The following is a 24,764-nucleotide window of genomic DNA, read 5'->3' as shown; positions in this document are numbered from 1 at the left end:
CCGCCGGCCCGGAGGAGATGACCTCCGGGCCGGAGGTGGTCAGGCGACTACCTGGTCAGGACCATCAGCGTGAAGAAACCGGTGTACTCGCAGAAGTACGACAGGTAGGCGCCGCTGGCCTTGAGCTGCTTGCCCTTGGCGACGCACTTCGCCTCGCTGGAGTAGTCGCCGTACTTGATCCAGGTGGACGCCGCGACCGAGGTGGACGACGTGGCGGAGGTGGTCGCGGAGCTGGCGGGCGCGGTCAGCGCGGAGCAGGTCGCGGCCAGGGCGACCGCCGCGAACGTGGTCGCGGCGGCACGGGTGAGCTTGGGCATAGCATCCCTTCGGGGGTGGGGCGGCCATCACGGCGGAACGGTAGATCATTTCCGCCGCGATCTTGATCATAATCATGCGCCCGGCACTCGCCCTACGCCGCCCCCGGTGATTCCAGCGTCCTGGATCGCGAAATAGGCCGATACCTCAGGGGATACCGGCGGCACCGCGCACGGCGTGGACCCCGAGCGGAGCGACAGGGTCGCGTGGTACGCCGCCGCCACGGCGTCCCGGGCGGCCACGGGCGAGGTGTCGGTGGCCCCGCCGTCCCTGGCGAAGCGGAGGAACTCCGTCATCAGCGCCCGGTCGGCCCCGCCGTGCCCGCCTTCGGCCTCGGGCACGGTGACGACCAGGTCGCCGTCGGCGTCGTAGTCGCGCCGGCGCCTGTTCCACACCCGTACGACGCCGGTGCCCCGATGGTCGCCGAAGTTCTCCAGCCTGCCCTCGGTGCCGATCACCGTGTAGTTGCGCCAGTAGTCGGGCGTGTAGTGGCACTGCTGGTAGCTGGCCTGCACGCCGTTGTCCAGCCGCATCAGGACCATCGACAGGTCCTCCACGTCGATGACCGGGTTGAGGCCGCGCTGGCTGAGCGGCGGCCAGTTGCGCCCGGGGTCGAACCAGTGCTCGTCCAGGCCGGGTGAGCGGTCCTCGACGCGGCCGTAGACGCCCAGGGAGCCCATGGCCGTCACCAGGCCGGTGCGCGAACCGGCCAGCCAGTGGATGACGTCGAGGTCGTGGGCGCCCTTCTGCAGCAGCAGGCCGGTGGTGTTGCGGCGGTCGGCGTGCCAGTCCTTGAAGTAGTAGTCACCGCCGTGGCCGACGAAGTGGCGGCACCAGACGGCCGTCACCTCGCCGACCGCGCCCTGCCCGATCAACGAGCGCATCTCGCGGACGACCGGCATGTGACGCATGTTGTGGCCGACGTACAGGCGGGCGCCGTGGGCGCGGGCCGCCTCCAGGACGCGGTCGGCGTCGTCCACGGTCGTGGCCAGCGGTTTCTCCACGAACGTGGGCAGGCCCGCGCTCAGGGCGGCGATCGCGTGCCCGGCGTGCAGGTGGTCGGGGGTGGCCACGATGACGGCGTCCGCGTCGAGGGCCTCCTCCAGGCGGGTCGTGGCGCGCACGTCGTCGCCGAACAGGGTCCTGGCACGGGCGAGGCGGGCCGGGTCGAGGTCGCAGACGGTCGTGATCCGGGCGCCCCGGCCGGGGCGGTGCGCCTCCTGGGCGATGCTGACCCGCTGGCCCGCGCCGACGACGGCGATGCGGAGGTCGCTCATGACGGGTGGTCCTCAGGGTGCGGGTCGAGGGCGTCGCGGCCCTCGAAGCGTCGTGCGGGGGACACGGGCGCTCCTCTCTGCTTCGCGTGGCGCCGATCATACGTAAGGCAAGCGTTTGCGGCAATTGCCGACAAGCTCTTGATGGCGGCGTCATCCATGGGATAAACAGGTTGCGCAACCGCTTGCCGCGATGGGGGAGTGCATGGCGAGATACGCCTTGACCGGCGTCCGGACGGTCCTGCCGGAGGAGGTCCGGGAGGACCTGGCCGTCGTCGTCTCCGGCGACCGGATCGAGGCGGTGCTGCCCGCCGGATCGCTGGACGGCGTGCCGCGCGTGGACGCCGGCGGCCTGTATCTGACGCCGGGCCTGATCGACCTGCACACGCACGGAGCCGCCGGGCACGGGTTCGACCAGGGCGAGGCCGCCGACTGGGCGGCGGTGCTGGCCGCGCAGACGCGCTTCGGCGTGACCGCGGTCCAGGCGTCGCTGGCCACGGCTCCCTTGGCCGACATGGCCGACCGCCTCGCGCTGGCCCGGACGTTCACCGAGCAGGACGAGCACCTGCGGGACGGCGCGCGGCTGCTCGGCGTCCATCTGGAAGGGCCGTTCCTGGCCCCCGAGCAGGCCGGGGCGCATGACCCGGGGCTGCTCCTGCACCCGTCGGGCGAGGCGGTCGGCGCGCTGCTGGCCGCCGGCACGCCCGGCATGGTCACCCTCGCTCCCGAGCTGCCCGGCGGCATCGAGGCCGTGCGGCGCTTCGCCGCCGCCGGGAGCGTCGTGGCCGCCGGGCACAGCCAGGCCGCCGGGGACGTCTTCGCCGCCGCCGTCGCGGCCGGGGTCACGCACCTCACTCACCTGTGGAGCGGGCAGTCGGCGCTGACCCGGCAGGGGCCGTGGCGGGTGCCGGGGCTGCTGGAGGAGTCGCTGGCCAGCGACGGGCTGACCGCCGAGGTGATCGCCGACGGCCGGCATCTGCCGCCGCAACTCCTGCGGATCGCCGCGCGCTGCCTGCCGGGGCGGTTGTGCGTGGTGTCGGACGCCACCCCGGGCGCCGGGTTGCCGGACGGCTCGCCGTACCGGCTGGGCGCGCTCGACTGCGTCGTGCGCGACGGGGTGGGGATGCTGCCGGGCGGCGCGGCGTTCGCCGGAAGCACGACCGGGCTCGGCCCGATGCTCGGCCACCTGCGGCGCGAGCTGGGGCTGAGCGTGCCGGAGGTGGTCGCGATGGCCACGGCCACGCCCGCGCGGGTGCTCGGGCGGCGCGACCTGGGGGCGCTGCGGGCGGGCCGCCTGGCCGACCTGGCGCTGTTCGACGACGACTTCGGCGTGCGGGCCACGATCGTGGGCGGGCGCTGGCTGCTGGACGAGGACGGGCTCCGGGAAGGGACTGCGTGATGGGCGAGGATCTGCTGCGGCTGGACGAGGGGACTGCCTGATGGGCGAGGATCTGCTGCGGCTGCGCGAGGGGGACGACGTCGCGGTCGCCTTACGCGACCTGCGCGCGGGTGAGCGGCACGGCGGGCTGGTGCTCGCCGAGGACGTGCCGAGGGGACACAAGGTCGCGTTGCGGGCGTTGCGGGCCGACGAGCCGGTGCTCAAGTACGGCCAGCACATCGGCGTGGCGTCGGCCCCGGTCGCGCCGGGCGCGCACGTGCACACGCACAATCTGCGCTACGACGACACCGCCCCCCGCCGGACGCCCCCCGCCCCACCACCACCGACCGCCACACCTCACGAAATGTCGTACTTCAATGGCTATGTACGGCCCAACGGCAGGGTCGGAACCCGCAACCACATCGGCATCCTCACCTCGGTCAACTGCTCGGCCACGGTCGCCAGACTCGTCGCCCAGCGCTTCCAGGACCACGAGGGCATCGACGGCGTCGTCGCCCTGACCCACAACACCGGCTGCGGCCTGGCCGACGACGGCGAGGGCCTGGCGATCCTGCGCCGCACCCTGGACGGCTACGCCGCCCACCCCAACTTCGGCGCGATCCTCATGCTCGGCCTCGGCTGCGAGGTCAACCAGCCCACGACCGACATCCCCACGATGACCATCCAGGAGCTCGGCGGCACGAGGAAGACGGTCGACGCCGCCACCAGGGCCGTCGAGGAGCTGCTCCCCGACGTCGCCAGGGCCCGGCGCACCCGCGTCCCCGCCTCGGAGCTGATCCTCGGCCTGCAGTGCGGCGGCTCCGACGGCTACTCCGGCCTGACCGCCAACCCCGCTTTGGGGGTGGCCGCCGACCTGCTGGTCGCCCAGGGCGGCACCGCCGTGCTGGGGGAGACCCCGGAGATCTACGGCGCCGAGCACCTGCTCGCCGAACGGGCCGCCGACCCGCGCGTCGCCGCCCGGCTGATGGAACGCGTCGCCTGGTGGCGCGAGTACGTCGCCGCGCACGGCGGCAGCATGGACCACAACCCCTCACCGGGCAACCGGGAAGGCGGGATCACCACGATCCTGGAGAAGTCCCTCGGAGCGGTCACGAAGGGCGGTTCCACGCCCTTGACCGCCGTCTACGAATACGCCGAACGCGTCGAGGCCAAGGGCCTGGTCTTCATGGACACGCCCGGCTACGATCCCGTCTCGGCCACCGGCATGGTCGCCGGGGGCGCCAACGTCATCTGCTTCACCACCGGCCGCGGCTCGGTCTACGGCTGCCGCCCGGTCCCCAGCGCCAAGCTGGCCACCAGCAGCGAGCTGTTCCGCCGCATGGCCGGGGACATGGACCTCGACTGCGGTCCCGTCGCCGACGGCCGCGCCGATCTGGAGACCGTCGGCAGGCAGATCTTCGACCTGGTGCTGCGGGTCGCCTCGGGTGAGCCGACGCGCAGCGAGGAGCTGGGCTTCGGCGCCGAGGAGTTCGTGCCCTGGCAGCTCGGCGCGGTGATGTGATGCCGCGCGTGGTCCACGTCGGCCTGGGCGCCTTCCACCGCGCCCACCAGGCGGTCTACACCGAGGACGCCGGATGGGAGGTGTGCGCGGTCGCGCCCCGCTCGGCCGAGGTCGTGCGCGCCCTGCGCGAGCGCGGGCACCGCTACACGCTGCTCGTGCGCGACGGCGAACGCGCCACCGCCCGCACGATCTCCTCGATCCGCGCCACCCTGCACGCCCCCACCGAACGCGACCGGGTCGTCGCGGTCCTCGCCGACCCGGAGACCACGGTCGTCACGCTGACCGTCACCGAGAAGGCGTACCGGCCGGGCGGCGCCGTCGTCGCCCTGCTCGCCGAGGGGCTGGCCGCGCGGGCGCGGAAGGACGCCGGGCCGCTGGCCGTGGTGTCGTGCGACAACGTGCCGGGCAACGGCCGCCGCCTCCGGGAGCTCTTCCAGGAGTACGCCGGGATCGGGGCCGAGGTCACCTTCCCCGGCACGGTCGTCGATCGCATCGTCCCCGCCGCCACCAGGGAGGACCGGGAGCTCACCGGCGACCCCGCCGTCGTCGTGGCGGAGCCGTACACGCACTGGGTGCTGGAGGACGGCTTCCCGGCCGCGCGGCCGGAGTGGGAGCGCGGCGGCGCGCTGTTCACCGCCGACGTCACCCCGCACGAGCAGGCCAAGATCCGCATCCTGAACGGCACCCACAGCACGCTCGCCTACACCGGCGCGCTCATCGGGCACGAGCACATCGCCACGGCGCTCGCCGACCCCGCGCTGGAGGCGCTCGCCCACCGGCTGACCGCCGAGGACGTCCTGCCCTCGCTGACTCCGCCGGACGGGCTCGATCTGGCGGTCTACACCGCCGCGATCCTGGCCCGGATGCGCAACACCGCGCTGCGCCACCGGTGCGCCCAGGTGGCGATCGACGGCTCGCTCAAGGTGCCCATCCGGCTGCTCGGCACCGTCAGGGACCGGCTGGCGGCCGGGGCGCACCCGCGCTGGGCCTGCCTGGCCGTCGCCGCCTGGCTGCGGCACGTCCGCGGCGGCGTGGACGACCGCGGGCGGCTCCTGGAGGTCTCCGACCCGCTCGCCGACCGGCTGCGCTCGCTGCCGCCCGAGGAGGCGCTGCGGGTGCCCGAGGTGTTCGGCGCGGACCTGCCGGACGAGCCCGCCTTCACCGGGCAGGTCCTCGCCGACCTGCGCGACCTGGCCCGGCACGGCGCCGCGGCCGTCATCAGAAGGGAAACCACCACGTGAACGAGCCCCTCGCCCGATTCGACGCCGAAGCGCTGCCGGTCGCCGTGTACGACGACCAGCGGGCCATGGCCGTCGCGGCGGCCGGCCACACGGCGGACGTCCTGCGCTCGCGCGTGTCGGCCGCCGGCGCCGCCCGGGTCGTGATCGCCACCGGCAACTCCCAGCTCGCCTTCGTCGCCGCCCTGCGCGAGGAGCAGGTGCCGTGGGAGCACGTGACCGTGTTCCACATGGACGAGTACGTGGGCATCGACGACCGGCACCCCGCCTCCTTCCGCCGCTGGATCAGGGAGCACGTCGAGGAGCCCTTCGCCCCGGCCCGGGTGTGCTACATCGACGGCGACGCGGCCGACCCCGAGGCCGAGTGCGCCCGCTACGAGGCGTTGCTCCGGGAGGCCCCGCTCGACCTGGTCTGCCTGGGCATCGGGGAGAACGGGCACCTGGCCTTCAACGAGCCGCACGACGCCGACCGCGACGACCCCCGATGGGCCCGGGTGATCACCCTCACCCCCGCCTCCCGGCACCAGCAGGTGGGGGAGGGGCACTTCGCCGGGTTCGACGCGGTTCCGGCCACGGCCATCACGCTGACCGTCCCCGCCCTGCTCGGGGCGCGGCACGTGCAGGCCGTGGTGCCGGAGGCGCGCAAGGCGCACGCGGTGCGGCAGGCGTTGCGCGGGCCGGTCGGGGCGCACTGCCCGGCCACGTGGCTGCGCGGGCAGACCGGGGCGCGGCTCTTCCTCGACCGCGACTCGGCCGCGCTGGTCACCGACGAGCCGGCGGTGAACGGTGGCTGAGCGCCGGCGCTACGCGCTGTCCGGGCTGAGCAGGCGGGCGATGTCGGTGTTCGTCCGCCCGCTGCTCGGCGCCCACGCCGGGGACGGGGAGATCGTCGCGGTGTGCGACCCCGACGAGGCCCGGGTACGCGACCTCGACCCCGCCCTGCCCTGGTACCCGCCGGACCGGCTGGACGACCTGATCACCGAGACCCGCCCCGACACCCTGCTGGTCGCCGGGCCCGACTTCACGCACGCCGAGGCCATCCTCACCGGCCTGGCCCGCGGCCTGACCGTGGTGTCGGAGAAGCCCATGGTCACCACCGCCCGCGACGCCGCCAGGATCGTCGCGGCCGACCCCGGCGGCCGGGTCCGGGTCACTCACAACCTGCGCTACGCCCCCCGCCACCAGGCGATCAAACGGCTGCTCATGGCGGGCGAGATCGGCCGGGTGGTCGGCGTCGAACTCGTCTGGAACGTCGAGACCCTGCACGGCGCCAGCTACTTCCAGCGCTGGAACCGCCGGGCCGAGCTGTCCGGCGGCCTCCAGGTGCACAAGAGCTGCCACCACTTCGACCTGGTCGGCTGGTGGCTGGCCGACGTGCCCGTGCAGGTCTTCGGGTACGGCTCGCGCGCCTACTACGGCGCCGGCAGCCCGCACGCGGCCGACGACCCCTACCGGCGGCGCTGGGCCGAGGAAGGCGTGTCGCTGCCCGACAGCCCTCTCGGTCACATCTACGACACGGAGATCGACATCGAGGACAACTACGCGGCCCTCGTGCGCTACCGTGGCGGCGCTCATCTGTCGTACAGCATCCAGTTCTCCGCGCCGTGGGAGGGCTACCGGCTGGGCATCAACGGCACGCACGGCCGCATCGAGGCCGGCCTCGAATACGGCAGGCAGGCCGTAGGCCCGCCCGAGCCGATCGTCGTCCACCCGATGTTCGGCGACCGGCGGGAGATCGTCGTCGAGGGGGAGGCCGGGGGGCATCTCGGCGCCGACGAGCTCCTCGTGCGCGACCTGTTCGCCGGGGACGGCGACGACCCGCTGGGCCTGCGCGCCGGCAGCCTGGACGGCGCCAGGGCCGTGGCGGTCGGCGAGGCCGTCCGGCGGTCGTCGCAGACCGGTCAGCCCGTGGATGTCGAAGCCCTTCTCGCAAGCGGTTGCCTATGATGGAAGCGGCAGAGAAAGCTGCACAATCGGAAACCATGCGCAACCGCTTGCGCTAGCGTCGCACCATGAAGGAAAGATGCCCATGACCGTCACGCTGGCCGATGTCGCCCAGGCGTGCGGCCTGTCGCCGTCCACGGTCTCGCGCGCCCTGTCCGATCCGGGCAGGGTCAGCGCGCAGACCCGCGACAAGGTGGCCCGGGTCGCCCGTGAGATGGGCTACACGCCCAACCGGGTCGCCAGGTCGCTGTCGATGGGGCGCACCGGCACGATCGGCCTCATCGTGCCCGACGTGGCCAACCCGTTCTTCCCGCCGATCATCAAGGCGGTGCAGGCCCGCGCGGCGCGCAAGGACCTCGTCGTGGTGCTGGCCGACACCGACGAGCGGGCCGCAGATGAGCTCGACCGGGCCCGGGTGCTGAGCAAGCAGGTCGACGGCCTGATCATGGTCTCGCCCCGCTCGCCGGAGCCGCGCATCGCCGAGATCGGGCGGCTCGGGCCCACCGTGTTCGTCAACCGGCGCGTGCCCGAGCACCCGTCCGTGCTGATCGACAACGCCGACGGCATGCGCCAGGCGGTCGAGCACCTGGTGGCGCTCGGCCACCGGCGGATCGGCTACCTGGCCGGCCCCCGGCGTTCGTGGTCCAACCAGCAGCGCCAGGCCGCGATCACCGAGGCGTGCGCGCAGCTCGGGGCCGAGCTGGTGACGTTCGGCCCGTTCGAGCCGCAGGTGCAGGCCGGAGTGCAGGCGGCCGACCTGCTGCAGGGCAGCCCGGCCACCGCCGTCATCGCCTACGACGACCTCATCGCGCTGGGCGTGATGGCCCGCATGTCCGAGCGCGGCCTCAGCGTCGGGCGCGACCTGAGCGTCATGGGCATCGACGACAGCCCGCTGTCCGGCATGGCCTACCCGACGCTCACCTCGATCCACGTGCCCGGCGCCGAGGCCGGCGCCACCGCCGTCGACCTGCTGCTCGACGTCCTCGACGGGCTGCACCGCGAGCCCCCGCCGCCCTTGGTGGAGCTGGAGACCTACCTGGTGGTGCGCAGCTCGACCGGACCGGCCCCGAGCCGGTGATCCCCGGGTTCGGGCCGTTCCTCGACGGCCGCTTCGACGTCACGCACGACCTCCAGGCCCACGTCTACCGGCGCACCGAGCGGCTGCTGTCGCGGTGGGAGGCGGTCAACGACGCGCTGTCCACTCCGGCCGAGGTCCGCGCCCGGCAGGCGGCCGTGCGCGCCGCCCTCACCACGAGCCTGTACGGCGAGACGCTCCCGCCCTTCGCGGAGGGCACGGCCCCGCCGGAGGTCGAGCACCTGGGCAGCGTGCGCACAGGTGACCTCGTCGTCGAACGCCTGCTGCTGCACACGGTGCCCGGTGTGCCGGTGCCGGCCAACCTCTGGCGGCCCGCCCACCTGCCCGAGCCCGCGGGGGCCGTGCTGTTCGTCTGCGGGCACGGCGGTCAGGCCAAGGCGCACCCCACGTACCAGGCCGTCTGCGCCCGCCTGGCCGGGGCGGGGCTGGTCGTCCTCGTCATGGACCCCGTCGGCCAGGGCGAACGCGCCCTCGCCGACCGGGGCGACGGCGGCGTCTCCGAGCACACCGACGCCGGGGTGACCTGCTGGCGGGCCGGCCACTCCCTGGCCGCCCACTTCGTGCACGACGCCCGGCGCGGCCTCGACCACCTGTGCGCCCGCCCCGACGTCGACCCCACGCGCGTCGGCATCACCGGCAACAGCGGCGGCGGCGTGCTCACCACGCTCATGATGGCGCTCGAACCCCGGCTGGCCGCCGCCGCGCCCGGCACGTTCGTCACCAGCAGACGCGCCTACCTGTGGGCCGGGCAGGCCCAGGACGCCGAGCAGATCCTGCCCGGCGGCACCCTGCTGGGCGTCGGCCACGAGGACCTGCTGATGGCCATGGCCCCGCGCCCGGCCCTGGTGCTGGCGGCCGACTACGACTTCTTCCCGCTGGACGGCACGCTGGAGACGGTGTCCCGCGCCGCCCGCGCCTACGCCCTGCTGGACGCCCCCGGCGCGCTGTCGGTCGCCCGCGCCCCCGTGGCCCACGGCTACCACCCGGAGCTGGCCCGCGCGGCGACCGCCTTCCTGGCCCGCCACCTGGGCGGCGTCGTGCGTTCCGAGGCCGAACCGGAGACCCTGCCCGCCGAGGCCCTGGCCTGCACCCGCGACGGCGTCTTCCGCGACCGTCCCGGCACTCCGCACGTGCCCGAGCCGCCGGCGCGGCCGGCCTCGATCGAGCAGGTCGCGGCGCTCGTCCGCGCCCATCGTGAGCCGCCCGCCGAGTTCTTCCCGCGTTGGTTCGACCGTCCCGAGGCGCCGGTGCCCGTCCGGCACGTGTTCTGGCGCTCCGAGCGTGACGTGTGGAACGCGGGCGTCCTGGCCGGAGCGCCGGACCCGGCGGGCACCCTGGTCGTCGCCCTGTTCGAGCGCGGCACCGCGTCCCTGCCCGACCGCCAGGACTGGATCAGGGAGAGACTCGGCACCGGCCGGGCCGTCCTGGCCCTCGACGTCCGCGGCGTGGGCGCGCTCGCCCCGGCCGCCGTCACCGCCCGCCCCGACGGCGCCTACTTCGGCACCACCTACAAGCTCATGACCGACCTGCTCTGGCTCGGCGACAGCCTCGGCGCCGCCCGCGTGCACGACGTCCTGCGCGCCCTGGCCTTCGCCCGCCACGAGCGCCTCGGCGCCACCGTCGAGCTGTACGGCGAGGCGGGCCAGGCCGTCTACGCGCGATGGGCCGCCAGGCTCGACGACGCGGTGGCGGCCGTCGAGCTGCGCGACCCGCAGGACGGCTGGGAGTCGGTCATCCCCGGTGTCACGGGATGAACAGCGACCCGCTCACCCCGACCGGCTCCCACAGGTCGAGCGCCCGCAGCAGGTTCCTGGCCAGCGCCCGGTGGCCGTACTCGTTGGGGTGGCAGCCCGACCCCATCCAGTGCTCGCCGCCGTCCCAGGTGGCGTGGTGGTCGACCAGCACGTCGGCGTCGAGCGAGCGCACCGCCTCGGCGTAGGCGGGCAGGTCGGCCCAGCCGGACTCCGGGGCCCGGTTGGGCGTCTGGAGCACGACCTTCGCGCCGGCCTCCCGTACGCGGGAGATCACCGCGGCGTAGTCGCGGACGAAACCGGGCAGCCCCGCGGGCCCGGCCGCGCAGTCGTTGAGCCCGAACATCAGCGCGACCACGTCGGGCCGGTGGCGCAGCACCGCGCCCTCGACGTCGAGCTGGGAGACCTTCTGGCCGCTGACGCCGGTGTTGATGACCGCGTCGGCCGGCCGGTTGAGCTCGAAGCGCACCCGCTCGGCGAACAGCTGGGTGTAGTCGCGCCAGCCGAAGGTGTGCAACGCCCCCTGGGTCACGCTGTCGCCCGTGAACAGCCAGACCGTGCTCATCCCTTGACCGCCCCGATCAGAATGCCCTTGGCGAAATGACGTTGCAGGAAAGGGTAGACGATCAGGATCGGCACCAGCGAGATGACCAGCACGGCCATCTGCAGGGCCTGCTGCGGCGGCGGCAGCTCGCCGGTCAGCGCGGTGTTGTCCACGCCCATCGTGGCGTTGTCGACCACGTACGTGCGCAGCACGAGCTGCAGCGGCCACTTGGCCGAGTCGTTGAGATAGAGCATGGCCGAGAAGAAGCTGTTCCAGTACGAGACCGCGTAGAACAGGCCCACGACGGCCAGCACCGCCTTCGACAGTGGCAGCACCACCCGGCGCAGCACCTGGAACTCGCCGGCCCCGTCGATGCGTGCCGAGTCGAGCAGGTCCCTGGGCAGGTCGAGGAAGAACGAGCGGACGACGATCACGTTGAACCCGTTGACCAGCACCGGCAGGATCAGCGACCAGTACGACTCCAGCAGGCCGAGCTGCTTGACGATCAGGTAGCTCGGGATCATGCCGGGCGAGAACAGCAGCGTGAACAGCACGAGCAGCAGCAACGGCCGGGAGGCGAAGCTGCCCGGCCGCGACAGCGAGTAGGCCAGCAGCGTCGTGCAGGTCAGGCTCAGCAGGGTGCCGACGACCGTGACGCCCAGCGACACGAACAGCGCCCGCGACACCACGCCGCCGGCGAAGATCGCCCGGTAGGCGTCGAGCGTGGGGTGCTCGGGCCACAGGACGTAGCCGCCGGCCAGGTTGATCTGCACCTGGTCGGCCAGGCTGGTGGCGATCACCGCGACGAACGGCAGGATCACCACCAGGCAGGCGGCCAGCAGCACGACGCCCTTGAGCGCCCTGATCGGCCGGCCCGCCGGTTCCAGGCCGTTGCGCAGCTCCCTGGGGCGCGCGTCGCGGCGGCCGGCCGCCCTGGTGATGTGCGCGCTCGTCATCGCGAGTACACGCCCCTCTCGCCGAAGATGTGCGCGATCTTGTTGGCGGCCAGCACCAGCGCCACCCCGATCACGCCCTTGACCAGCCCGACCGCGGCCGACACGCCCCAGTTCCCGCCGGTCACGCCGTTGTTGTAGACGTAGGTGTCCAGCACCTCGGAGGCGTCCACGCCCACCGCCCGCTGCTGGAGCTGGATCTGCTCGAACCCGACGGTCAGCACGTCGCCCAGCTTGAGGATGAGCAGCAGCACGATGACGCCGCGGATCGCGGGCAGCGTGACGTGCCACATCTGCCGCATCCGGCTCGCCCCGTCGACCGCCGCCGCCTCGTAGAGCGCCAGGTCGACCCGGGACAGCGCGGCCAGGAACAGGATCGTGCCCCAGCCGGTGTCCTTCCAGATCACCTGGGACGTGATCACCACCTTGAACAGGCCGGGGTCGCCGATCAGGTCGAACCCCTCCATGCCCTTGCTGCGCATCCAGGCATTGAGCAGCCCGCCGTTGCCCAGCATGTGCTGGAAGATCGCGACCACGATCACCCAGGACATGAAGTGCGGCAGGTACAACACCGACTGCACGACCCGCTTGACGCGCTCCGACAGCAGCGAGTTCAGCAGCAGCGCCAGCGCGATCGGCACCGGGAAGACGAACACGACCTGGAGGAACGAGATGACCAGCGTGTTCACCAGGGCGTTGACGAACGCGGGGTCGAAGGTGAAGATGCCCTCGAAGTTCCGCAGGCCCACCCAGGGCGCCTCGAAGATCCCGATGTAGGGCTGGTAGTCCTGGAAGGCCACCACGTTCCCCAGCAGCGGCACGTAGTGGAACAGGATCACGATCGTCAGGCCGGGCACGGCCAGCAGCAACAGGAACCTGTCGCGCCGCCAGCGGCTCTCCTGACGTACGGCAGGCGGCCTTCTGAGCAGCATGCGCACCCTTTCTCAGCTGATGAAACCCGCCGACGCGACCCTGGCGTACGGCAGGCACTGGGCGATCGCGCCGCCGTCCGGATAGGGATCGTGGCGCTCGAAGTCGGGACGGCCGTGCTCGGCCAGGTGGTCCAGGCGGGCGAGCAGGCCGCCGTAGCGGCGGTCGATCACGTCCCAGCCGAACGGCTTGTTGTCGCCGCACCAGACCCGGCGGTGCAGCTCGCGCAGGCGGCGCACCCCGTCGGTCAGGGCGGGCAGGTCGGCGTCGTCGCCGGTGTGCAGCCGCACCTTGGCGGCCAGCACCTCGGCGAGCAGGGCGGGGAAGGCCAGCCGGGCGTCGCCGGGCCTGAGCCGCGCGGCCTCCCGCAGGCGGGCGGCCAGGTCGTCGTAGTGACCGGCCAGCCAGGGCGGCAGGCCGGAGGTGAGGAAGCCGAGCACCGGGTCGTGCCAGAGCAGCCACTTGGCCGGGTTGCCGCGCCAGGCCACCGGGTCGCCGGAGCCGGGCAGCAGGTCCAGTTCGGCCGCGGCCAGCCAGCCGTCCAGCGTGGCGTCGCACGAGCCGGCGAAGGTGGCCGCCAGGTCCTCGTCCGGCCCGCCGTACGCCAGGTCGGCGAAGCGCTGGACGGCGGGAAGGGCGGAGAACAGGTCGCACTCGGTGCCGTCGTTGCCCCACAGGGTGACGGCCGCCTCGGCCAGGCCGGCGTCGCGGGCGGCGGCCATCCCGGCCGACAGCGTCGCCAGGGCCTTCGGCAGCGCGGCCCACATGCGGTGATGCGTCCAGCCGCTCGCCGCGAAGACCGGGTCCTTGCCCAGGCCCTCCCGGTGCCTGCGGATCCACTCGTCGTAGAAGGCGCGCTCGCCGTGCTCGTAGTCCCAGTAGACGAGCTCGACCGGCGCGGGGATGCCGCCCGCCACCCAGGACGGGATCACGGAGGCGGGGTCGTAGTAGTGGTCGATCGCCGAGCCGAGCCGGAAGTACATGTCGCTCCAGATCATCGGCCGCAGCCCGCGCTCCGCGCAGATCGCCACCACGCGTTCCAGATGCGCGGACAGGATCTCGAACGGCGGCCGCTCGCCGAAGCGGCGGCGGTACTGGCCCGAGCCGATGCCGTGGGCCTCGTCCATGCCGATGTGCACGCGGCGGCTGCGGAAGCAGGAGGCGACTGTTCCGATCATCCGGCCGATCAGCGCGTAGGCGTCGTCGTCCCCGGCCAGCAGCACGCGCTCGGTGTCGCGCAGCGGCCAGAAGCGCGGCCACTGCAGGATCTGCTCCAGGTGCCCGAGCGTCTGCACGCACGGGATCACCTCGATGCCCAGCCGGTGCGCCTGGTCGTCGATCGCGCGCAGCTCGTCGGCGGTGTAGGCGCCGCGGGCGTAGCCGAACAGGGGCTCGCCGGGCAGTTCGTAGACGTCCTCCATGTACAGCCAGAGCGTGTCGATGCCCATGAGCGCGCATTTGCGCAGGTAGGAGGCGATCGACGCGGGAAGCATGACGGCGTTGCGCGACACGTCCAGCATGAGGGCCAGCGATCGGAACGGACTGGACGCCGCACGCGGGGACAGATCGCCCATCGCGACGCCCAGGGCCCGGTAGGCGTCGCGCGGGCGGTCGTAGGTCAGGCGCCAGCCGCCGTCCTCCCGCTCGATCGCGTAGCCGGGCGCGTGGCCGGGGACCATCCGGACGCGGACGGCGTCCGGCCCGTCGCCGAAGCGCTCCGGGTACTCGGCGGCGATCTCGGCCAGGCCGGGCAGCGGCTCGCCGGGGGAGGTGAGGTGGAGGCGCACGTGGTCTTCCTCAGCTGGTCAGGATCAGGCCGGAATTGGGGATCAGGGTGACCTGGCCGGTGTGGGCCACGCCGTGCGAGTCGGTCCAGGTGCCCGGGGGCAGGGTGACGGTCGCGCTCTGGGTGGAGGACGGGTTCACCAGCGCCTTGCCGAGCTGGTAGTCACGCCGCCAGGCGCCCGAGGCGTCCTGGACGGGCGCGCCCGTGGGGGTGCCGAGGTCGACGTCCAGCTCGGGCCGGTCCAGCCAGACGCCGTACTGGTTGCGCCCGCAGAGCGTGAGCATCGTCCGCTGCTCGCGTACCAGCAGGTAGTTGGCGATGATCCAGTCGACCTGCTGCTGACTGGCGTCGGCGAGCGCGGTGGTGGTCGTCTGGTTCACCGTCACGACCGGCTTGACGCCCACGACCGAGCGGTAGAGGGCGAACGTCTGCGCCCACTCGTCGTCGGTGATGTTCGCGTCGCGGGCGCGGGTGAACCCGCCCTCGTGCAGCCACAGGTCGACGATCTGCACGGCCTGCGCCGACTGCTGCCGCTGCCAGGCGTTGACGCCCAGAGGGCTGATGTTGCCCGCCAGGGCCAGGCCCAGCTTGTGCATCTCCTCCTTCATCCAGCACAGGTAGTCGAGGAAGGCCGCGGCGTAGGCGGGGTCGTCGGTGCCGGACGCGTACTGCTGCACCCAGGTGCCGGCCTGGTCGTAGTGGCCGGAGGCGGCGGTCCAGTTCCACGGCACCACGTTGTCCATGGCGATCACCTGGTAGCCGAGCGCGGCGGCCGGCTTGACCAGGTTGTCCAGCATGAACTGCCGGGCCGCCGGGTTGGCCACGTCGAGGGTGACGGCCTGGGAGCTGCCCGACTGGAGGACCGGCGTGACCCGGTCCTCCTTGTACATGATCCAGTCGGGGTGGTTGGTCTGGTACCACGACAGCGGACGGTCGGGGCTGTTGTCGCGGATGACCGGCATGTAGCGGCTGGGGACCAGCCCGGCGGGCTGTCCGGTGATGGGGTAGGCGCCCCAGGTGAAGGAGACCTTCCCCTGGTAGACCGACTTGTCCGGCACCTGGCTGTCGAACACCTGGGCGCGGGCGATGCCGTGCGCGGGCGGGTCCGGCAGCACGAGGGCGGTCCCGCGGGCGGCGTGCGCGGTGCCCGGGAGCACGAGCGTGACGGCGAGGGCGGCCAGCACTAATCGGATCATCAGTTCCTCCCTGATTGCTGTAGCGCGTCCTGGTATTCGGCGCGCGTCTTGTCCCCGCCGCCCGACTTCCAGGCGGCCACGCCCTCGTCCCACGCGGAGACGGGCTTGCGGCCCTGGATGATGTCGGCCTGCAGGTCACGCATCCGCTTGTCGAGCGTCGCGCCCTGGCTCTGGTCGGTGGCCGAGTACAGGCCCCCGATCGGCCAGGGCTCGGCGTCGACGAGGGCGGCCTTCTCGGCCTCGTACTCGTTCCTGGTGATGTCGGGGTGGCCGGGCGCGTAGTGCACGACCGGCGAGGCCGCGATGTAGAGGGTGGGCACGGTGGTCTCCGACTTGCCCGCGTCGGTGTGGATCGGGTCGGTGCCCTTGAGCGTGAAGTCCCAGTCCTTGACCCCGTAGACGCGCTGGCGGTGCTCGGCGGTGCCGAAGGGCGAGACCAGCCAGTTGAGCACCCGCAGCACCTCTTCGATGCGGTCCTTGGGCGCCTTCTTCAGCCCGGTGATGGAGAAGACGGCCGGGCCGAGGTAGGTGGGCGCGGGGCCGCCGCCGTCGAACTTCGGCGGCTGCAGGGCCTTGAGCTCGGCCTTCGGGTCGGCGGCGCGGGCGGCGATCGCGATGTTGGACCAGGTGGACGCGCCCACGTGGATCTTGGTGGCGCCGCTGGACATCCAGGCGACCTTCTGCGCGCCGGTGGCGGTGAAGGCGTCGGGGTGGAAGACCTGGTCCTTCCACAGTCCCGCGACGACCTCCAGGGCCTTCTTCATCTCGGGCTGCTCGTAGTTCTTGGTGAAGCGGCCGCCCTCGACCTTCCAGTTGTTGGCGACGCCGAGCATGGCGCCGACGAACTCCAGGGTGCTGAGCGGCTCGTCGATGGCCCACTTGTTGGCCGAGGGCTCGGTCAGGCCCTTGAGCAGGGCGACGAACTCGGCGCCCGACCGCACGTCCAGACTCAGGCCCTTGGCGGCGACGATGTCGGCGCGGGCGGAGGCGGCCAGGCGGATCGCGGGCAGGTGGATGGGGATGCCGTAGATGCCGCCGTTGTAGACCGTGGACTGCCAGCTCGTGGTCGGGATGTTGGCGAGACCGGGGTAGTCCTTGATCTTGTCGCCGGAGAGGAACTCGGACAGTTCCTGAAATTTCGCCTCAAGGAGGCCGGGGAGCTGCGGCGTGTTGGCCCGCACCTCCATGGTGTCCGGCAGGTCACCGCCGGCCATCATGGTCTGGAACTTGTTGACGTAGTCGGCGGTGGGCGCGCCGGTGATCTTCAGCTCGGCGCCGAGCGCCTGGTTGAGCGCCTGCCAGTAGCGGTTGCCGGCCAGCGGGGTGGGTGGGGTGTTCATGGTGCAGAGGGCGTGCACGGCGCCGCCGCGCGCCGGGACCTCGGCGGTGAACTTCACCGGGTCGGCCGGATAGGCGAAGAACGCCGGCAGTGCGCCGTCGGCCGTGCCCGGCAGGTCCGCCTTGAGCCCGGTGAAAGGCACGTGACCCGGCAACGTCACCCGCGCGTTGGCCTGTGCGCTGCCGCTCCCGGCGCCGCCGGTGGCACTGCCGCCCGAGCCGCACGCGCCCAACGCGCCCAGCGCGGCGAGCCCGAGCGCGCCCTGCAGGAGCTGCCGTCTGCCCAGTCGGTTTGCGTCCATACGGTCGCCACGTCCTTTCGTGATCGCCCGTTCGTCGGGGGGGTGGGCACAAGATTGCAAGCGCTTGCCTACATTGTCAAGAGATGACGGGAATGAAGCAGGTTGGGGCACATTGTTGCGTGGCAATCGCTTGCCACTGTTGCGCATCTCCTGGGGCGTCGCCGCCTCGCCGCTTCGAGTGCCCGGCAGCCACGATCCGTAACGTATTCGTCACTCAAATGACTATGGTCACGGTTGGTGATGCCTCGACAGCATTGAGTCTTCCCAAGAGTGGAGGCAGAAGTGGCCAGTGAGTTCCAGCGCAAGAAGGTCGGCGGAGTCTTCCGGGCGATGGACCTGGACGGCGACGGCCGGCTGACCCAGGCCGACTTCCAGGCGCTCGCCCACCGCTGGACGGCCGTCGCGGGGTCCGTGCCGCCGGAGCGGCTGGTCTCCGTCATGACGGGCTGGTGGCCGGTGCTGCGGGCCGCTTCCGGCCCCGACGGCGACGAGGCCGTCTCGCTCGACCAGGTGCTCCACGTCGTGGACGGGCTCGGCGACCTGGCCGACGCCGTCGCCGGCACCGCCGACGCCATGTTCGAGGCCATCGACCTCAACGGCGACGGCCTGATCTCCCGTTCGGAGTACGGCGCGCTCATCGAGACGTGGAACGGCGCGCCCTCTGCGACCGACGAGATCTTCCCGCGCCTCGACCTGGACGGCGACGGCCACCTCACCCGCGACGAGTTCCGCGTCCACTGGACGGAGTTCTGGGCCGGCGACGACCCGGACGCCCCCGGCTCCTATGTCTTCGGCGCCCTGGCGGAGTAACGCGCCCTCGGCTGCCGGACGGCAGGGAAACGCCCCGGCCCCCTTCTCGGGGCCGGGGCGCGCTGTCAGCTCACCCCCGTCGCCCGGTCTCCGTCAGTGAGCGTTCGGGGGTGGGCCGCCCAGCAGGTGGGTCGCGCGGTCCGTGCGCAGGTGGAGGGCGGTGCGGCCCTTGCGTTGCGTGGACACCAGACCGGCCCCGCGCAACGCGCCCAGGTGTTGGGAGACCGCGCTCGGCGTGATGCCCAGGCGGGTGGCCAGCGCCGCGGTCGCCAGGGGTTCGGCCAGGGCGGCGAGAATCTGCGTCCTCGTGTGGCCGAGCACGGGGGCCAGGCCCGTCAGCGCCGGTGGGGGCGACTCCCAGAGCAGGCCGACGCCCGTCGCCGGGTAGCGGATCGACGCGGCGGTGACCGGGGCCTTGTCGACGCCCACGTCGGGCCAGTTGAAGACGCTGGGTTGCAGGACCAGGCCGTGCCCGCCGGTGTCGACCGTGTGCACGGAGTGCGGGGCGCGCCGGCCGTGCACCACGAGCTGGCCGTCGTCCCAGGCGATGTCCCGGTGCAGCTCGGTGAACAGCGCCTGCACCCCGCCCTCCACCAGGGTCAGCGCGCGCCGCCCGATGTCGGCCTCCAGAACGGCGCGCATCCGGCCCCACTGTGGCGCGATCAGCAGCTCGTGGCAGCGGCGCAGCGCCTCGGCCAGCCGCGGCAGCACGGTCGCGGGCTCGGGGGCGTTCTCGGCCGGCATGCCCAGGACCGCGCCGTACTCCTGCCGGAAGAAGTCCTCCGGCGTGGCCCGTACCAGGTCCAGCTCGGACGCCATCGAGGGCAGGCGCTCCCTCGGCGCGGGGAACAGGAACGACGGCAGCGGTCCGGAGATCAGCGCCCGCAACAGCGGCAGCTCGCGTTCGCCCGCCAGCAGCGGACGCGCCTGGCGCACCCAGGGCCGATGGACGGCGTGGCCGCCCGTGCCCAGCAGGATCCGCAGCGCCAGCACCGTCTCGCCCAGCGGTGAGACGGCGAATCGCACCTTGGCGACCGACGCCGCGGTGAACCTGATCTCGACCGCCATCCGACCCTCATCATGTAGCTGTGGCTAAACGATAGCCGAGCCGTGCCGGTCTCCCGCAGGCTGCGGAGCATGCACTTCTTCACCTCCTACGACGGCACCGAGCTCGCCTTTCACACGTTCGGCGACGGCGCCCCCGTGGTCTGCCTGCCCGGCGGGCCGATGCAGGCTTCCGCCTATCTCGGCGACCTCGGAGGTCTCCCGGCGCACCGGCAGCTCGTCATGACGGACCTGCGGGGCACCGGACGGTCCGCCGTGCCGGACGACACCGCCTCCTACCGTTGCGACCGCCTGGTCGAGGACGTCGAAGCCCTGCGCGAGCACCTCGGACTCGACCGGATGGACCTGCTCGCCCATTCCGCGGGCACGAACCTGGCCCTGCTGTACGCGACCCGCTTCCCGGAACGCGTCGGCAGGCTCGCCCTGATCGCCCCGAGCGTCGCCGCCGTCGGCATCCCGATCAGCGCGGACGTCCGGAAGGAGATCGCCCGGCTGCGCGAGGACGAGCCCTGGTTCCCGGCGGCGTCCGCGGCACTGGAGAGCGTCATGGCCGGACAGGCCACCGGCGACGCCTTCCGGGCCATCGCGCCGTTCTGGTACGGCCGCTGGGACGAGACGGCCCAGGCGCACAGGGCCGCCGAGGACGAGCAGCGCAACGACGAGGCGGCGGCGGTCTTCGGCTCCGAGGGCGCCTTCGACCCCGACGCCACCCGCGCCGCCCTCGCCCGCTTCACCTCGCCGGTGCAGGTGGTCGCGGGGGAGGTGGACCTGAACTCCCCTCCCGTCGCGGTGACCGAGCTCGCCGGGCTGTTCCCGCACGCGGAGCTCGTCGTCCAGGCGCGGGCCGGGCACTTCCCGTGGCTCGACGACGCCGACCGGTTCGTGGCCACCACGTCGGCGTTCCTGCGGCAGGGCCGGCAGGTGGCGCGGAGGGCGTGAAAGCAGAACACCGCATCGGATGAGTAGGGGATGTGACTGCCAATTCGACGGCTCCGGATCTCGCCGATCCGCGGGAGACGATCAGCGACGAGGCTCTGGTGGAGCTGTCACGCCGGTCACCCGACCGCTTCGGCGAGATCTACGACCGGTACGTCCGCGAGATCCACGCCTACCTGGGCAGACGGCTCGACGGGCAGGCCGCTGACGATCTCACGGCCGAGGTGTTCCTGGCCGCGTTCAAGAAGCGTGGGACGTTCGATCCCCGGCGTGGCACGGTCCGTCCCTGGTTGTACGGCTTCGCCGGCGTCGTGATCGGGCTGCACCGGCGGGCCGAGGCCCGGCGGCTGGCCGCGCTGCAACGCGGCGCCGGCGTGGACGACGACCGGGAGCACGGCCACGAGGACCGCGTGGTCACCCGCATGGACGCCGCGAACGCACAGGGGCGGCTCGCGGCCGGGCTGCGGGCGCTGTCCGACGGCGACCGGGACGTGCTGCTGCTGAGCGCGCTGGCCGAGTTGAGCCACCAGGAGGTGGCCCAGGCGCTCGACATCCCGTACGGGACCGTCGGATCCCGCCTGTCGCGGGTCCGCAGGAAGCTTCGTGCCGCCCTGGGCGGTGTCAATCCGCTGCTTGGAGGGTCTGATGGATGATTACCGGGCGGTGCGGGACCTGCTGCCCCCGCCGCCGTTGTCGCCCGAGGTCGAGCGGGCCGGGCGCGAACGGCTGGCAGCCGCCTTCGCCCGGGAGCGTCCACGGCGTGGCCGCACCAGGTGGAGTGCGCTGGCGCTCGGCCTGGCCGGGGCCGCCGCGGCGGCCGCGATCGTCGCGGTGAACGTCGCGGTGAACGTCGCGCCCGCCTCTCAGGGCGTGGCCGTCCAGGCGGACGGCAAGCGGTTCCTGCTGGTCGCGGCCGCCTCAGTGGCTGCCGTGCCCGACGAAGGCGGGTGGTGGGGCAGCACGGAGGTCCGCGGCCGGCAGTTCCACGAGCCGGGCGGACGGTACGTCCTGCGGGAGAGCGAGTCGGTCGAGACCTGGATGCCCGCGGACCCCGAAGGGCTCACCTGGTACCGCTCGACCCCCCAGGGGATCAGGCCCGCGACGCCCCAGGACGAGGCGGCGTGGGCCGCCGACGGCTCGCCGACGTCCTGGACGTACGACAAGCCCTCGGAAACCGGGCGCTCCGGTGTCGTACGGTCCGGACCCGGCGAGCGGCGGACCTGGTCGACCGAGGACTGGGACTTCCGCATCCTCACGGCGGGCAAGCCCCTGACCAAGATGAGCGAGGTGCCCGACACCCCTGAGGGGCTGAAGGCGTTCTTCGCCGCCGACGACCGTACGACCATCGACACCGCGGCGCGGCTGCTGTTCTTCGCGCCGGTGACGAACGCGACCAGGGCCGCCGCGTACCGGCTGCTCGCCTCCCTGCCCGGGGTCGCCGCCGTCGGGCAGGCGACCGACGTGCTGGGCAGGGCCGGGCAGGCGGTCGAGTACGAGTCCGGCGAGTTCGCGCCGCCGGACCACCGAGGGGCGACCAGGACCCGGCTGGTGATCGACCCCGCCTCCGGCAGACCTCTTTCCCTCGAAGTCCGATCCGCCGCGGACGGCCTGCTTCTGACGTACACCGCGATCCAGGACAGCCGCTGGGCGGATGCCAACCCGTTGAAGGAGAACGCATGAGAATCACCCTTGCCGTCGCCGCCGGGCTGCTGTTGGCCGGTGTGGCCGCTGTCCCGGCGTCCGCCGACGCGCCGAAGGGGGCGTACTGGCGGGTCGAGACGATCTACACCACCACCCACCCCCGCCCGGTCGGCAGCGGCTACCACCTGACCCAGCGCAACGTCACCACCGAGTGGCTGTCGCCGAACGGCAAGGCCTGGACCGGAATGCGTGAGCTGGGAGCCAGGCCCGCGACCAAGAAGGACGAGGCGGCCTGGCGCGCCGACGGATCTCCGACCACCTGGGACTACCGCACGGAAGGCATGAAGATCCACCTGTCCACCCGGCCGGGCAAGGGATCCGTCAAGGCGCAGGAGAACGGGCCCGACGGGTTCCGGCTGGGCGAGAAGTACGTTTCCTATCAGCAGCTCCAGGCGCTGCCGACGGACGCGGAGGCGCTCAGGAAGCAGCTGGCCGCCGAGGTCGACGCCTGGATCGACGAGGCCGCCGAAGAGGCGAAGACCACCGACCCGAAGGCCACGAAGAACGACTGGCTGGTCAACCTCGACCGGTATGTCGCCGAGCGGGCGGTCGAGCTCCTGTACGTGAACCCGGTGCCCGACAAGGTCCGGGCCGCCGCCTACCAGGTGCTGAAGACCACCAAGGGCGTCGGCGATCTCGGCCGGGACAAGGACCCGCTGGGCCGCTCGGGCCAGAAGCTCGCCCTGCCCGTCTCGTCCAGGAAGGGGACGGTGCTCAAGCAGCAGCTCCTCGTGGACACCTCGGCCATGACGCTGCTGGCCGAGTACACCGACCTCAAGGACGGCGGCAAGGCGGTGCTCGGCAAGTCCGGCGTGACGACGTACAAGGCCGGCTGGACGGACGACAAGCCCGCCGTTCCGGCCGCGAGCTGACCGGTCCACGGCCGAAGACGTCGACGTGACGCGTCGCGGCACGCGGCGCGTCACATCAGGGGCTGTGCTTGCGGGGGCCTGTGCTGTCAGGGGCTGTGCGGTCAGGAACGGGCGGCCTGCGCCTGCGTCAGGCGCGGGCGCGGCGTGAAGCGGACCTGGACGGCCGCCGCAGCCGCCAGCACCACCGCCAGGAGCGCGCCGGCGGCGAGCAGAGTGGTCCCGTCGGGGTGGATGAGCGCCTGGCCGCGCTGTGCCTGCCAGATCAGCAGCCCGGTGAGACCGGCGTAACCGAACGCGGCCACGATCACCAGCGGGACCCGGCGCACCCACAGCGCGATCAGCGGCAGCACCTGCAGCGCGTGCAGCCCGACGAAGTGGGCCGCCCGCAGGTCGCCGCCGCCGGTCGCCCAGCCGAGCAGCGGCATCCCCGCGCCGCCGTCCGCCGCGCCGACCGTGTGCGCGCCGATCGTGATCAGCTTGAGGCCGCCGGCCAGCGCCTGGGCCTGCTCCGGCGTCGGCGCGGTCATCAGGTAGCCGACCGACATGCCCGCCAGCGAGATCGCCACCCCCAGCGGGATCGCCCAGGCCATCGCCCGGTTCACCCGGCGCTGCATGACCAGGAAGATCCCCAGCGCCAGCGTGAGCGCCCAGCCCAGGTAGGCGGCCCCTCCCATCAGCATGAACACCGACTTGTCGAGCGTGGTGGCGAAGTTGAAGTGGCTGCGCACCCCGCGCACCGCCTGGAAGGTGATCGCGGAGATCTCCGGCAGCACGAACAGCGCCACCGTGACCGTGCCCAGCCACCACAGGGTCCGCCGCCACCGCTCCACCTGGCTGATCATCCAGGCGAGGGTGAGCGCGTACAGGGCGAAGGAGGCGGCGAACTTGAACGGCTTGAGCCACACCCCTTCGCCCATGACGGTCCGCCCGTCGACCACCAGGCCGACGCCGCTCACCAACGCGAGCGCCGCCATCGCGAGGGCACAGGCGACGAGCGGGCCGTGCCAGGTTCTCCAGCGCAGGGAAGTCATGACGTCTCCTTCAGATCGACTGAAGACAACCCTGCTGGCCAGGGACGACACGAACCAGAGACGTGATCATCGGCTGCACATGACATCGTCATGAATCGGGCAGACGGGTCGCGGAGACGTCCGGACCGCCCGGGCACGGGCCCGCACGATGGTTCAGGTCACGCCTTCGGCGAAGCGGCGGGTGGCCACCAGCGCGGCCAGGTCGGGTGCGAGCCGCAGTTCCGCCGTGTCCATGCCGGGGTGGTCGAGCCAGTGCATCCGGGCCCGATCGACGCTCCCGTCGAACCGGGGCGGCCAGTGCCGGGCTGGGGTCAGGTCGTCGATGACCACCGTCCCGCCGGGCCTGAGCAGCCGGTGGGGGTCGGCGGGCGGCTCGCCGTGCTTGCCCTGGCCACCTCCGTCGAGGACGAGCAGGTCGTACGGCGCGTCCTGGTAGATCTCCCGCCAGTCGCCATGGACGACCGACACGTGTGGCTGGTCGAAGAACACCTCGGCGGCCAGAGCCGCCCGATCCGCGTCCCGTTCGACGCTGACCAGCCGGGCCCCGGGCCGAGCTCCTGACGCCAGCCAGGCGAGCCCCACCCCGCACCCCGTCCCGGTCTCCCCGATCACCTCGGCCCCGGCCGCCAGCGCCAGCAGCAACCGGCCTTGCTCGGGACGGCAGGACGTCACGAAGCCCGCCCGCCGCGCGACCTCGACCGCCCGCTGCACCAAAGGCGGCAACCGTGCGGGATCGGCGTACCCTGCCGTGCCCTCAAGTGACATCGGTCAAGGCTAAGCCT

General features: G+C 72.7%; 23 protein-coding genes. 12 read left to right on the top strand and 11 right to left on the bottom strand.

Features of this window, described 5'->3' with window-relative positions; genetic code table 11:
• Window positions 1–47 precede the first annotated feature (47 nt).
• Both ACWCSU_RS29155 and ACWCSU_RS29150 read right to left on the bottom strand, forming a co-directional pair.
• A complete protein-coding gene (locus ACWCSU_RS29155; RefSeq protein ID WP_357703542.1) occupies window positions 48–317 on the bottom strand; it encodes a hypothetical protein in 270 nt (89 codons plus the stop codon).
• Window positions 318–389: 72 nt separating this feature from the next.
• Complete coding sequence (locus tag ACWCSU_RS29150) at window positions 390–1,592, bottom strand: Gfo/Idh/MocA family protein (protein ID WP_449939174.1); 1,203 nt, start codon at window positions 1,590–1,592, stop codon at window positions 390–392.
• 202 nt (window positions 1,593–1,794) lie between these two features.
• Between ACWCSU_RS29150 and ACWCSU_RS29145 the strand changes: the two genes are divergently transcribed.
• The 7 genes from ACWCSU_RS29145 (at window position 1,795) to ACWCSU_RS29115 (ending at window position 10,521) form a co-directional block, all read left to right on the top strand.
• Window positions 1,795–2,988 (top strand): N-acetylglucosamine-6-phosphate deacetylase, encoded by a 1,194-nt coding sequence (locus ACWCSU_RS29145; RefSeq protein WP_449939171.1) that lies wholly within the window; start codon window positions 1,795–1,797, stop codon window positions 2,986–2,988.
• A gap of 40 nt (window positions 2,989–3,028) precedes the next feature.
• Window positions 3,029–4,489, top strand: coding sequence for a UxaA family hydrolase (locus tag ACWCSU_RS29140; RefSeq protein ID WP_449939168.1), 1,461 nt, complete (start codon window positions 3,029–3,031; stop codon window positions 4,487–4,489).
• Complete coding sequence (locus tag ACWCSU_RS29135) at window positions 4,489–5,730, top strand: mannitol dehydrogenase family protein (RefSeq protein WP_449939166.1); 1,242 nt, start codon at window positions 4,489–4,491, stop codon at window positions 5,728–5,730. The genes ACWCSU_RS29140 and ACWCSU_RS29135 overlap by 1 nt, the downstream gene beginning before the upstream one ends.
• Window positions 5,727–6,521 carry a glucosamine-6-phosphate deaminase gene (locus ACWCSU_RS29130; RefSeq protein WP_449939165.1) on the top strand — a complete coding sequence of 265 codons (795 nt, stop codon included), beginning with the start codon at window positions 5,727–5,729 and terminating at the stop codon, window positions 6,519–6,521. The genes ACWCSU_RS29135 and ACWCSU_RS29130 overlap by 4 nt, the downstream gene beginning before the upstream one ends.
• A complete protein-coding gene (locus tag ACWCSU_RS29125; RefSeq protein WP_449939163.1) occupies window positions 6,514–7,674 on the top strand; it encodes a Gfo/Idh/MocA family protein in 1,161 nt (386 codons plus the stop codon). Before ACWCSU_RS29130 ends, ACWCSU_RS29125 begins: the two co-directional genes overlap by 8 nt.
• Before the next feature lie 82 nt (window positions 7,675–7,756).
• Window positions 7,757–8,749, top strand: coding sequence for a LacI family DNA-binding transcriptional regulator (locus ACWCSU_RS29120; RefSeq protein WP_449939162.1), 993 nt, complete (start codon window positions 7,757–7,759; stop codon window positions 8,747–8,749).
• A complete protein-coding gene (locus ACWCSU_RS29115) occupies window positions 8,746–10,521 on the top strand; it encodes an alpha/beta hydrolase family protein (RefSeq protein WP_449939159.1) in 1,776 nt (591 codons plus the stop codon). The genes ACWCSU_RS29120 and ACWCSU_RS29115 overlap by 4 nt, the downstream gene beginning before the upstream one ends.
• Here the strand turns inward: ACWCSU_RS29115 and ACWCSU_RS29110 are convergent.
• The 6 genes from ACWCSU_RS29110 to ACWCSU_RS29085 are packed head-to-tail and all read right to left on the bottom strand — an operon-like array spanning window position 10,511 to window position 17,567.
• Window positions 10,511–11,083, bottom strand: a complete 573-nt coding sequence (locus tag ACWCSU_RS29110) for an SGNH/GDSL hydrolase family protein (protein ID WP_449939157.1) — start codon at window positions 11,081–11,083, stop codon at window positions 10,511–10,513. The two genes, ACWCSU_RS29115 and ACWCSU_RS29110, sit on opposite strands and share 11 nt — an antisense overlap.
• Complete coding sequence (locus tag ACWCSU_RS29105) at window positions 11,080–12,018, bottom strand: carbohydrate ABC transporter permease (RefSeq protein ID WP_449939155.1); 939 nt, start codon at window positions 12,016–12,018, stop codon at window positions 11,080–11,082. Before ACWCSU_RS29105 ends, ACWCSU_RS29110 begins: the two co-directional genes overlap by 4 nt.
• A complete protein-coding gene (locus ACWCSU_RS29100) occupies window positions 12,015–12,947 on the bottom strand; it encodes an ABC transporter permease (protein ID WP_449939154.1) in 933 nt (310 codons plus the stop codon). The genes ACWCSU_RS29105 and ACWCSU_RS29100 overlap by 4 nt, the downstream gene beginning before the upstream one ends.
• Window positions 12,948–12,959: 12 nt before the next feature.
• Window positions 12,960–14,732 carry a family 20 glycosylhydrolase gene (locus tag ACWCSU_RS29095; protein WP_449939153.1) on the bottom strand — a complete coding sequence of 591 codons (1,773 nt, stop codon included), beginning with the start codon at window positions 14,730–14,732 and terminating at the stop codon, window positions 12,960–12,962.
• A 10-nt stretch (window positions 14,733–14,742) separates the two neighbouring features.
• Window positions 14,743–15,927 carry a putative glycoside hydrolase gene (locus tag ACWCSU_RS29090; protein ID WP_449939152.1) on the bottom strand — a complete coding sequence of 395 codons (1,185 nt, stop codon included), beginning with the start codon at window positions 15,925–15,927 and terminating at the stop codon, window positions 14,743–14,745.
• Window positions 15,927–17,567, bottom strand: a complete 1,641-nt coding sequence (locus tag ACWCSU_RS29085) for an extracellular solute-binding protein (protein WP_449939151.1) — start codon at window positions 17,565–17,567, stop codon at window positions 15,927–15,929. Before ACWCSU_RS29085 ends, ACWCSU_RS29090 begins: the two co-directional genes overlap by 1 nt.
• 282 nt (window positions 17,568–17,849) lie before the next feature.
• Here ACWCSU_RS29085 and ACWCSU_RS29080 point away from each other — a divergent pair, with 282 nt between their 5' ends.
• On the top strand, window positions 17,850–18,377 hold the full coding sequence (locus tag ACWCSU_RS29080; RefSeq protein ID WP_449939150.1) for an EF-hand domain-containing protein: 528 nt from the start codon (window positions 17,850–17,852) through the stop codon (window positions 18,375–18,377).
• Window positions 18,378–18,470: 93 nt separating this feature from the next.
• Here ACWCSU_RS29080 and ACWCSU_RS29075 read toward each other — a convergent pair whose 3' ends face one another.
• Window positions 18,471–19,445, bottom strand: a complete 975-nt coding sequence (locus ACWCSU_RS29075) for a DUF5937 family protein (RefSeq protein ID WP_449939148.1) — start codon at window positions 19,443–19,445, stop codon at window positions 18,471–18,473.
• A 69-nt stretch (window positions 19,446–19,514) separates the two neighbouring features.
• Here ACWCSU_RS29075 and ACWCSU_RS29070 point away from each other — a divergent pair, with 69 nt between their 5' ends.
• From ACWCSU_RS29070 to ACWCSU_RS29055, 4 genes are read left to right on the top strand one after another with little or no spacing between them, the layout of a single operon-like run.
• Window positions 19,515–20,381: an alpha/beta fold hydrolase gene (locus tag ACWCSU_RS29070; RefSeq protein WP_449939147.1), complete on the top strand. Its 867-nt coding sequence runs from the start codon at window positions 19,515–19,517 to the stop codon at window positions 20,379–20,381.
• Window positions 20,382–20,413: 32 nt separating this feature from the next.
• A complete protein-coding gene (locus ACWCSU_RS29065; protein ID WP_357703531.1) occupies window positions 20,414–21,031 on the top strand; it encodes an RNA polymerase sigma factor in 618 nt (205 codons plus the stop codon).
• Window positions 21,024–22,058, top strand: a complete 1,035-nt coding sequence (locus ACWCSU_RS29060; protein ID WP_449939146.1) for a hypothetical protein — start codon at window positions 21,024–21,026, stop codon at window positions 22,056–22,058. Before ACWCSU_RS29065 ends, ACWCSU_RS29060 begins: the two co-directional genes overlap by 8 nt.
• Window positions 22,055–22,951: a hypothetical protein gene (locus tag ACWCSU_RS29055; protein WP_449939145.1), complete on the top strand. Its 897-nt coding sequence runs from the start codon at window positions 22,055–22,057 to the stop codon at window positions 22,949–22,951. The genes ACWCSU_RS29060 and ACWCSU_RS29055 overlap by 4 nt, the downstream gene beginning before the upstream one ends.
• 101 nt (window positions 22,952–23,052) lie before the next feature.
• On the opposite strand, the gene ACWCSU_RS29050 is transcribed toward ACWCSU_RS29055, so the two are convergent.
• Together ACWCSU_RS29050 and ACWCSU_RS29045 are read right to left on the bottom strand one after the other, a co-directional pair.
• A complete protein-coding gene (locus ACWCSU_RS29050) occupies window positions 23,053–23,982 on the bottom strand; it encodes a hypothetical protein (protein WP_449939143.1) in 930 nt (309 codons plus the stop codon).
• Window positions 23,983–24,135: 153 nt separating this feature from the next.
• Window positions 24,136–24,747, bottom strand: coding sequence for an O-methyltransferase (locus tag ACWCSU_RS29045; protein ID WP_449939142.1), 612 nt, complete (start codon window positions 24,745–24,747; stop codon window positions 24,136–24,138).
• Window positions 24,748–24,764 lie beyond the last annotated feature (17 nt).

This window comes from Nonomuraea sp. NPDC001699 (assembly GCF_053596455.1).
Note: the sequence above shows the minus strand (reverse complement) of the source record. Positions and strands in the feature narration are given on the sequence as shown.

Excerpts from the sequence above, each read along its gene's own strand:
- ACWCSU_RS29155 (WP_357703542.1), bottom strand. The coding sequence starts at position 317 with ATGCCCAAGCTCACCCGTGCCGCCGCGACCACGTTCGCGGCGGTCGCC.
- ACWCSU_RS29150 (WP_449939174.1), bottom strand. The coding sequence starts at position 1,592 with ATGAGCGACCTCCGCATCGCCGTCGTCGGCGCGGGCCAGCGGGTCAGC.
- ACWCSU_RS29145 (WP_449939171.1), top strand. The coding sequence starts at position 1,795 with ATGGCGAGATACGCCTTGACCGGCGTCCGGACGGTCCTGCCGGAGGAG.
- ACWCSU_RS29140 (WP_449939168.1), top strand. The coding sequence starts at position 3,029 with ATGGGCGAGGATCTGCTGCGGCTGCGCGAGGGGGACGACGTCGCGGTC.
- ACWCSU_RS29135 (WP_449939166.1), top strand. The coding sequence starts at position 4,489 with ATGCCGCGCGTGGTCCACGTCGGCCTGGGCGCCTTCCACCGCGCCCAC.
- ACWCSU_RS29120 (WP_449939162.1), top strand. The coding sequence starts at position 7,757 with ATGACCGTCACGCTGGCCGATGTCGCCCAGGCGTGCGGCCTGTCGCCG.
- ACWCSU_RS29110 (WP_449939157.1), bottom strand. The coding sequence starts at position 11,083 with ATGAGCACGGTCTGGCTGTTCACGGGCGACAGCGTGACCCAGGGGGCG.
- ACWCSU_RS29105 (WP_449939155.1), bottom strand. The coding sequence starts at position 12,018 with ATGACGAGCGCGCACATCACCAGGGCGGCCGGCCGCCGCGACGCGCGC.
- ACWCSU_RS29100 (WP_449939154.1), bottom strand. The coding sequence starts at position 12,947 with ATGCTGCTCAGAAGGCCGCCTGCCGTACGTCAGGAGAGCCGCTGGCGG.
- ACWCSU_RS29090 (WP_449939152.1), bottom strand. The coding sequence starts at position 15,927 with ATGATCCGATTAGTGCTGGCCGCCCTCGCCGTCACGCTCGTGCTCCCG.
- ACWCSU_RS29085 (WP_449939151.1), bottom strand. The coding sequence starts at position 17,567 with ATGGACGCAAACCGACTGGGCAGACGGCAGCTCCTGCAGGGCGCGCTC.
- ACWCSU_RS29075 (WP_449939148.1), bottom strand. The coding sequence starts at position 19,445 with ATGGCGGTCGAGATCAGGTTCACCGCGGCGTCGGTCGCCAAGGTGCGA.
- ACWCSU_RS29070 (WP_449939147.1), top strand. The coding sequence starts at position 19,515 with ATGCACTTCTTCACCTCCTACGACGGCACCGAGCTCGCCTTTCACACG.
- ACWCSU_RS29060 (WP_449939146.1), top strand. The coding sequence starts at position 21,024 with ATGGATGATTACCGGGCGGTGCGGGACCTGCTGCCCCCGCCGCCGTTG.
- ACWCSU_RS29055 (WP_449939145.1), top strand. The coding sequence starts at position 22,055 with ATGAGAATCACCCTTGCCGTCGCCGCCGGGCTGCTGTTGGCCGGTGTG.
- ACWCSU_RS29050 (WP_449939143.1), bottom strand. The coding sequence starts at position 23,982 with ATGACTTCCCTGCGCTGGAGAACCTGGCACGGCCCGCTCGTCGCCTGT.
- ACWCSU_RS29045 (WP_449939142.1), bottom strand. The coding sequence starts at position 24,747 with ATGTCACTTGAGGGCACGGCAGGGTACGCCGATCCCGCACGGTTGCCG.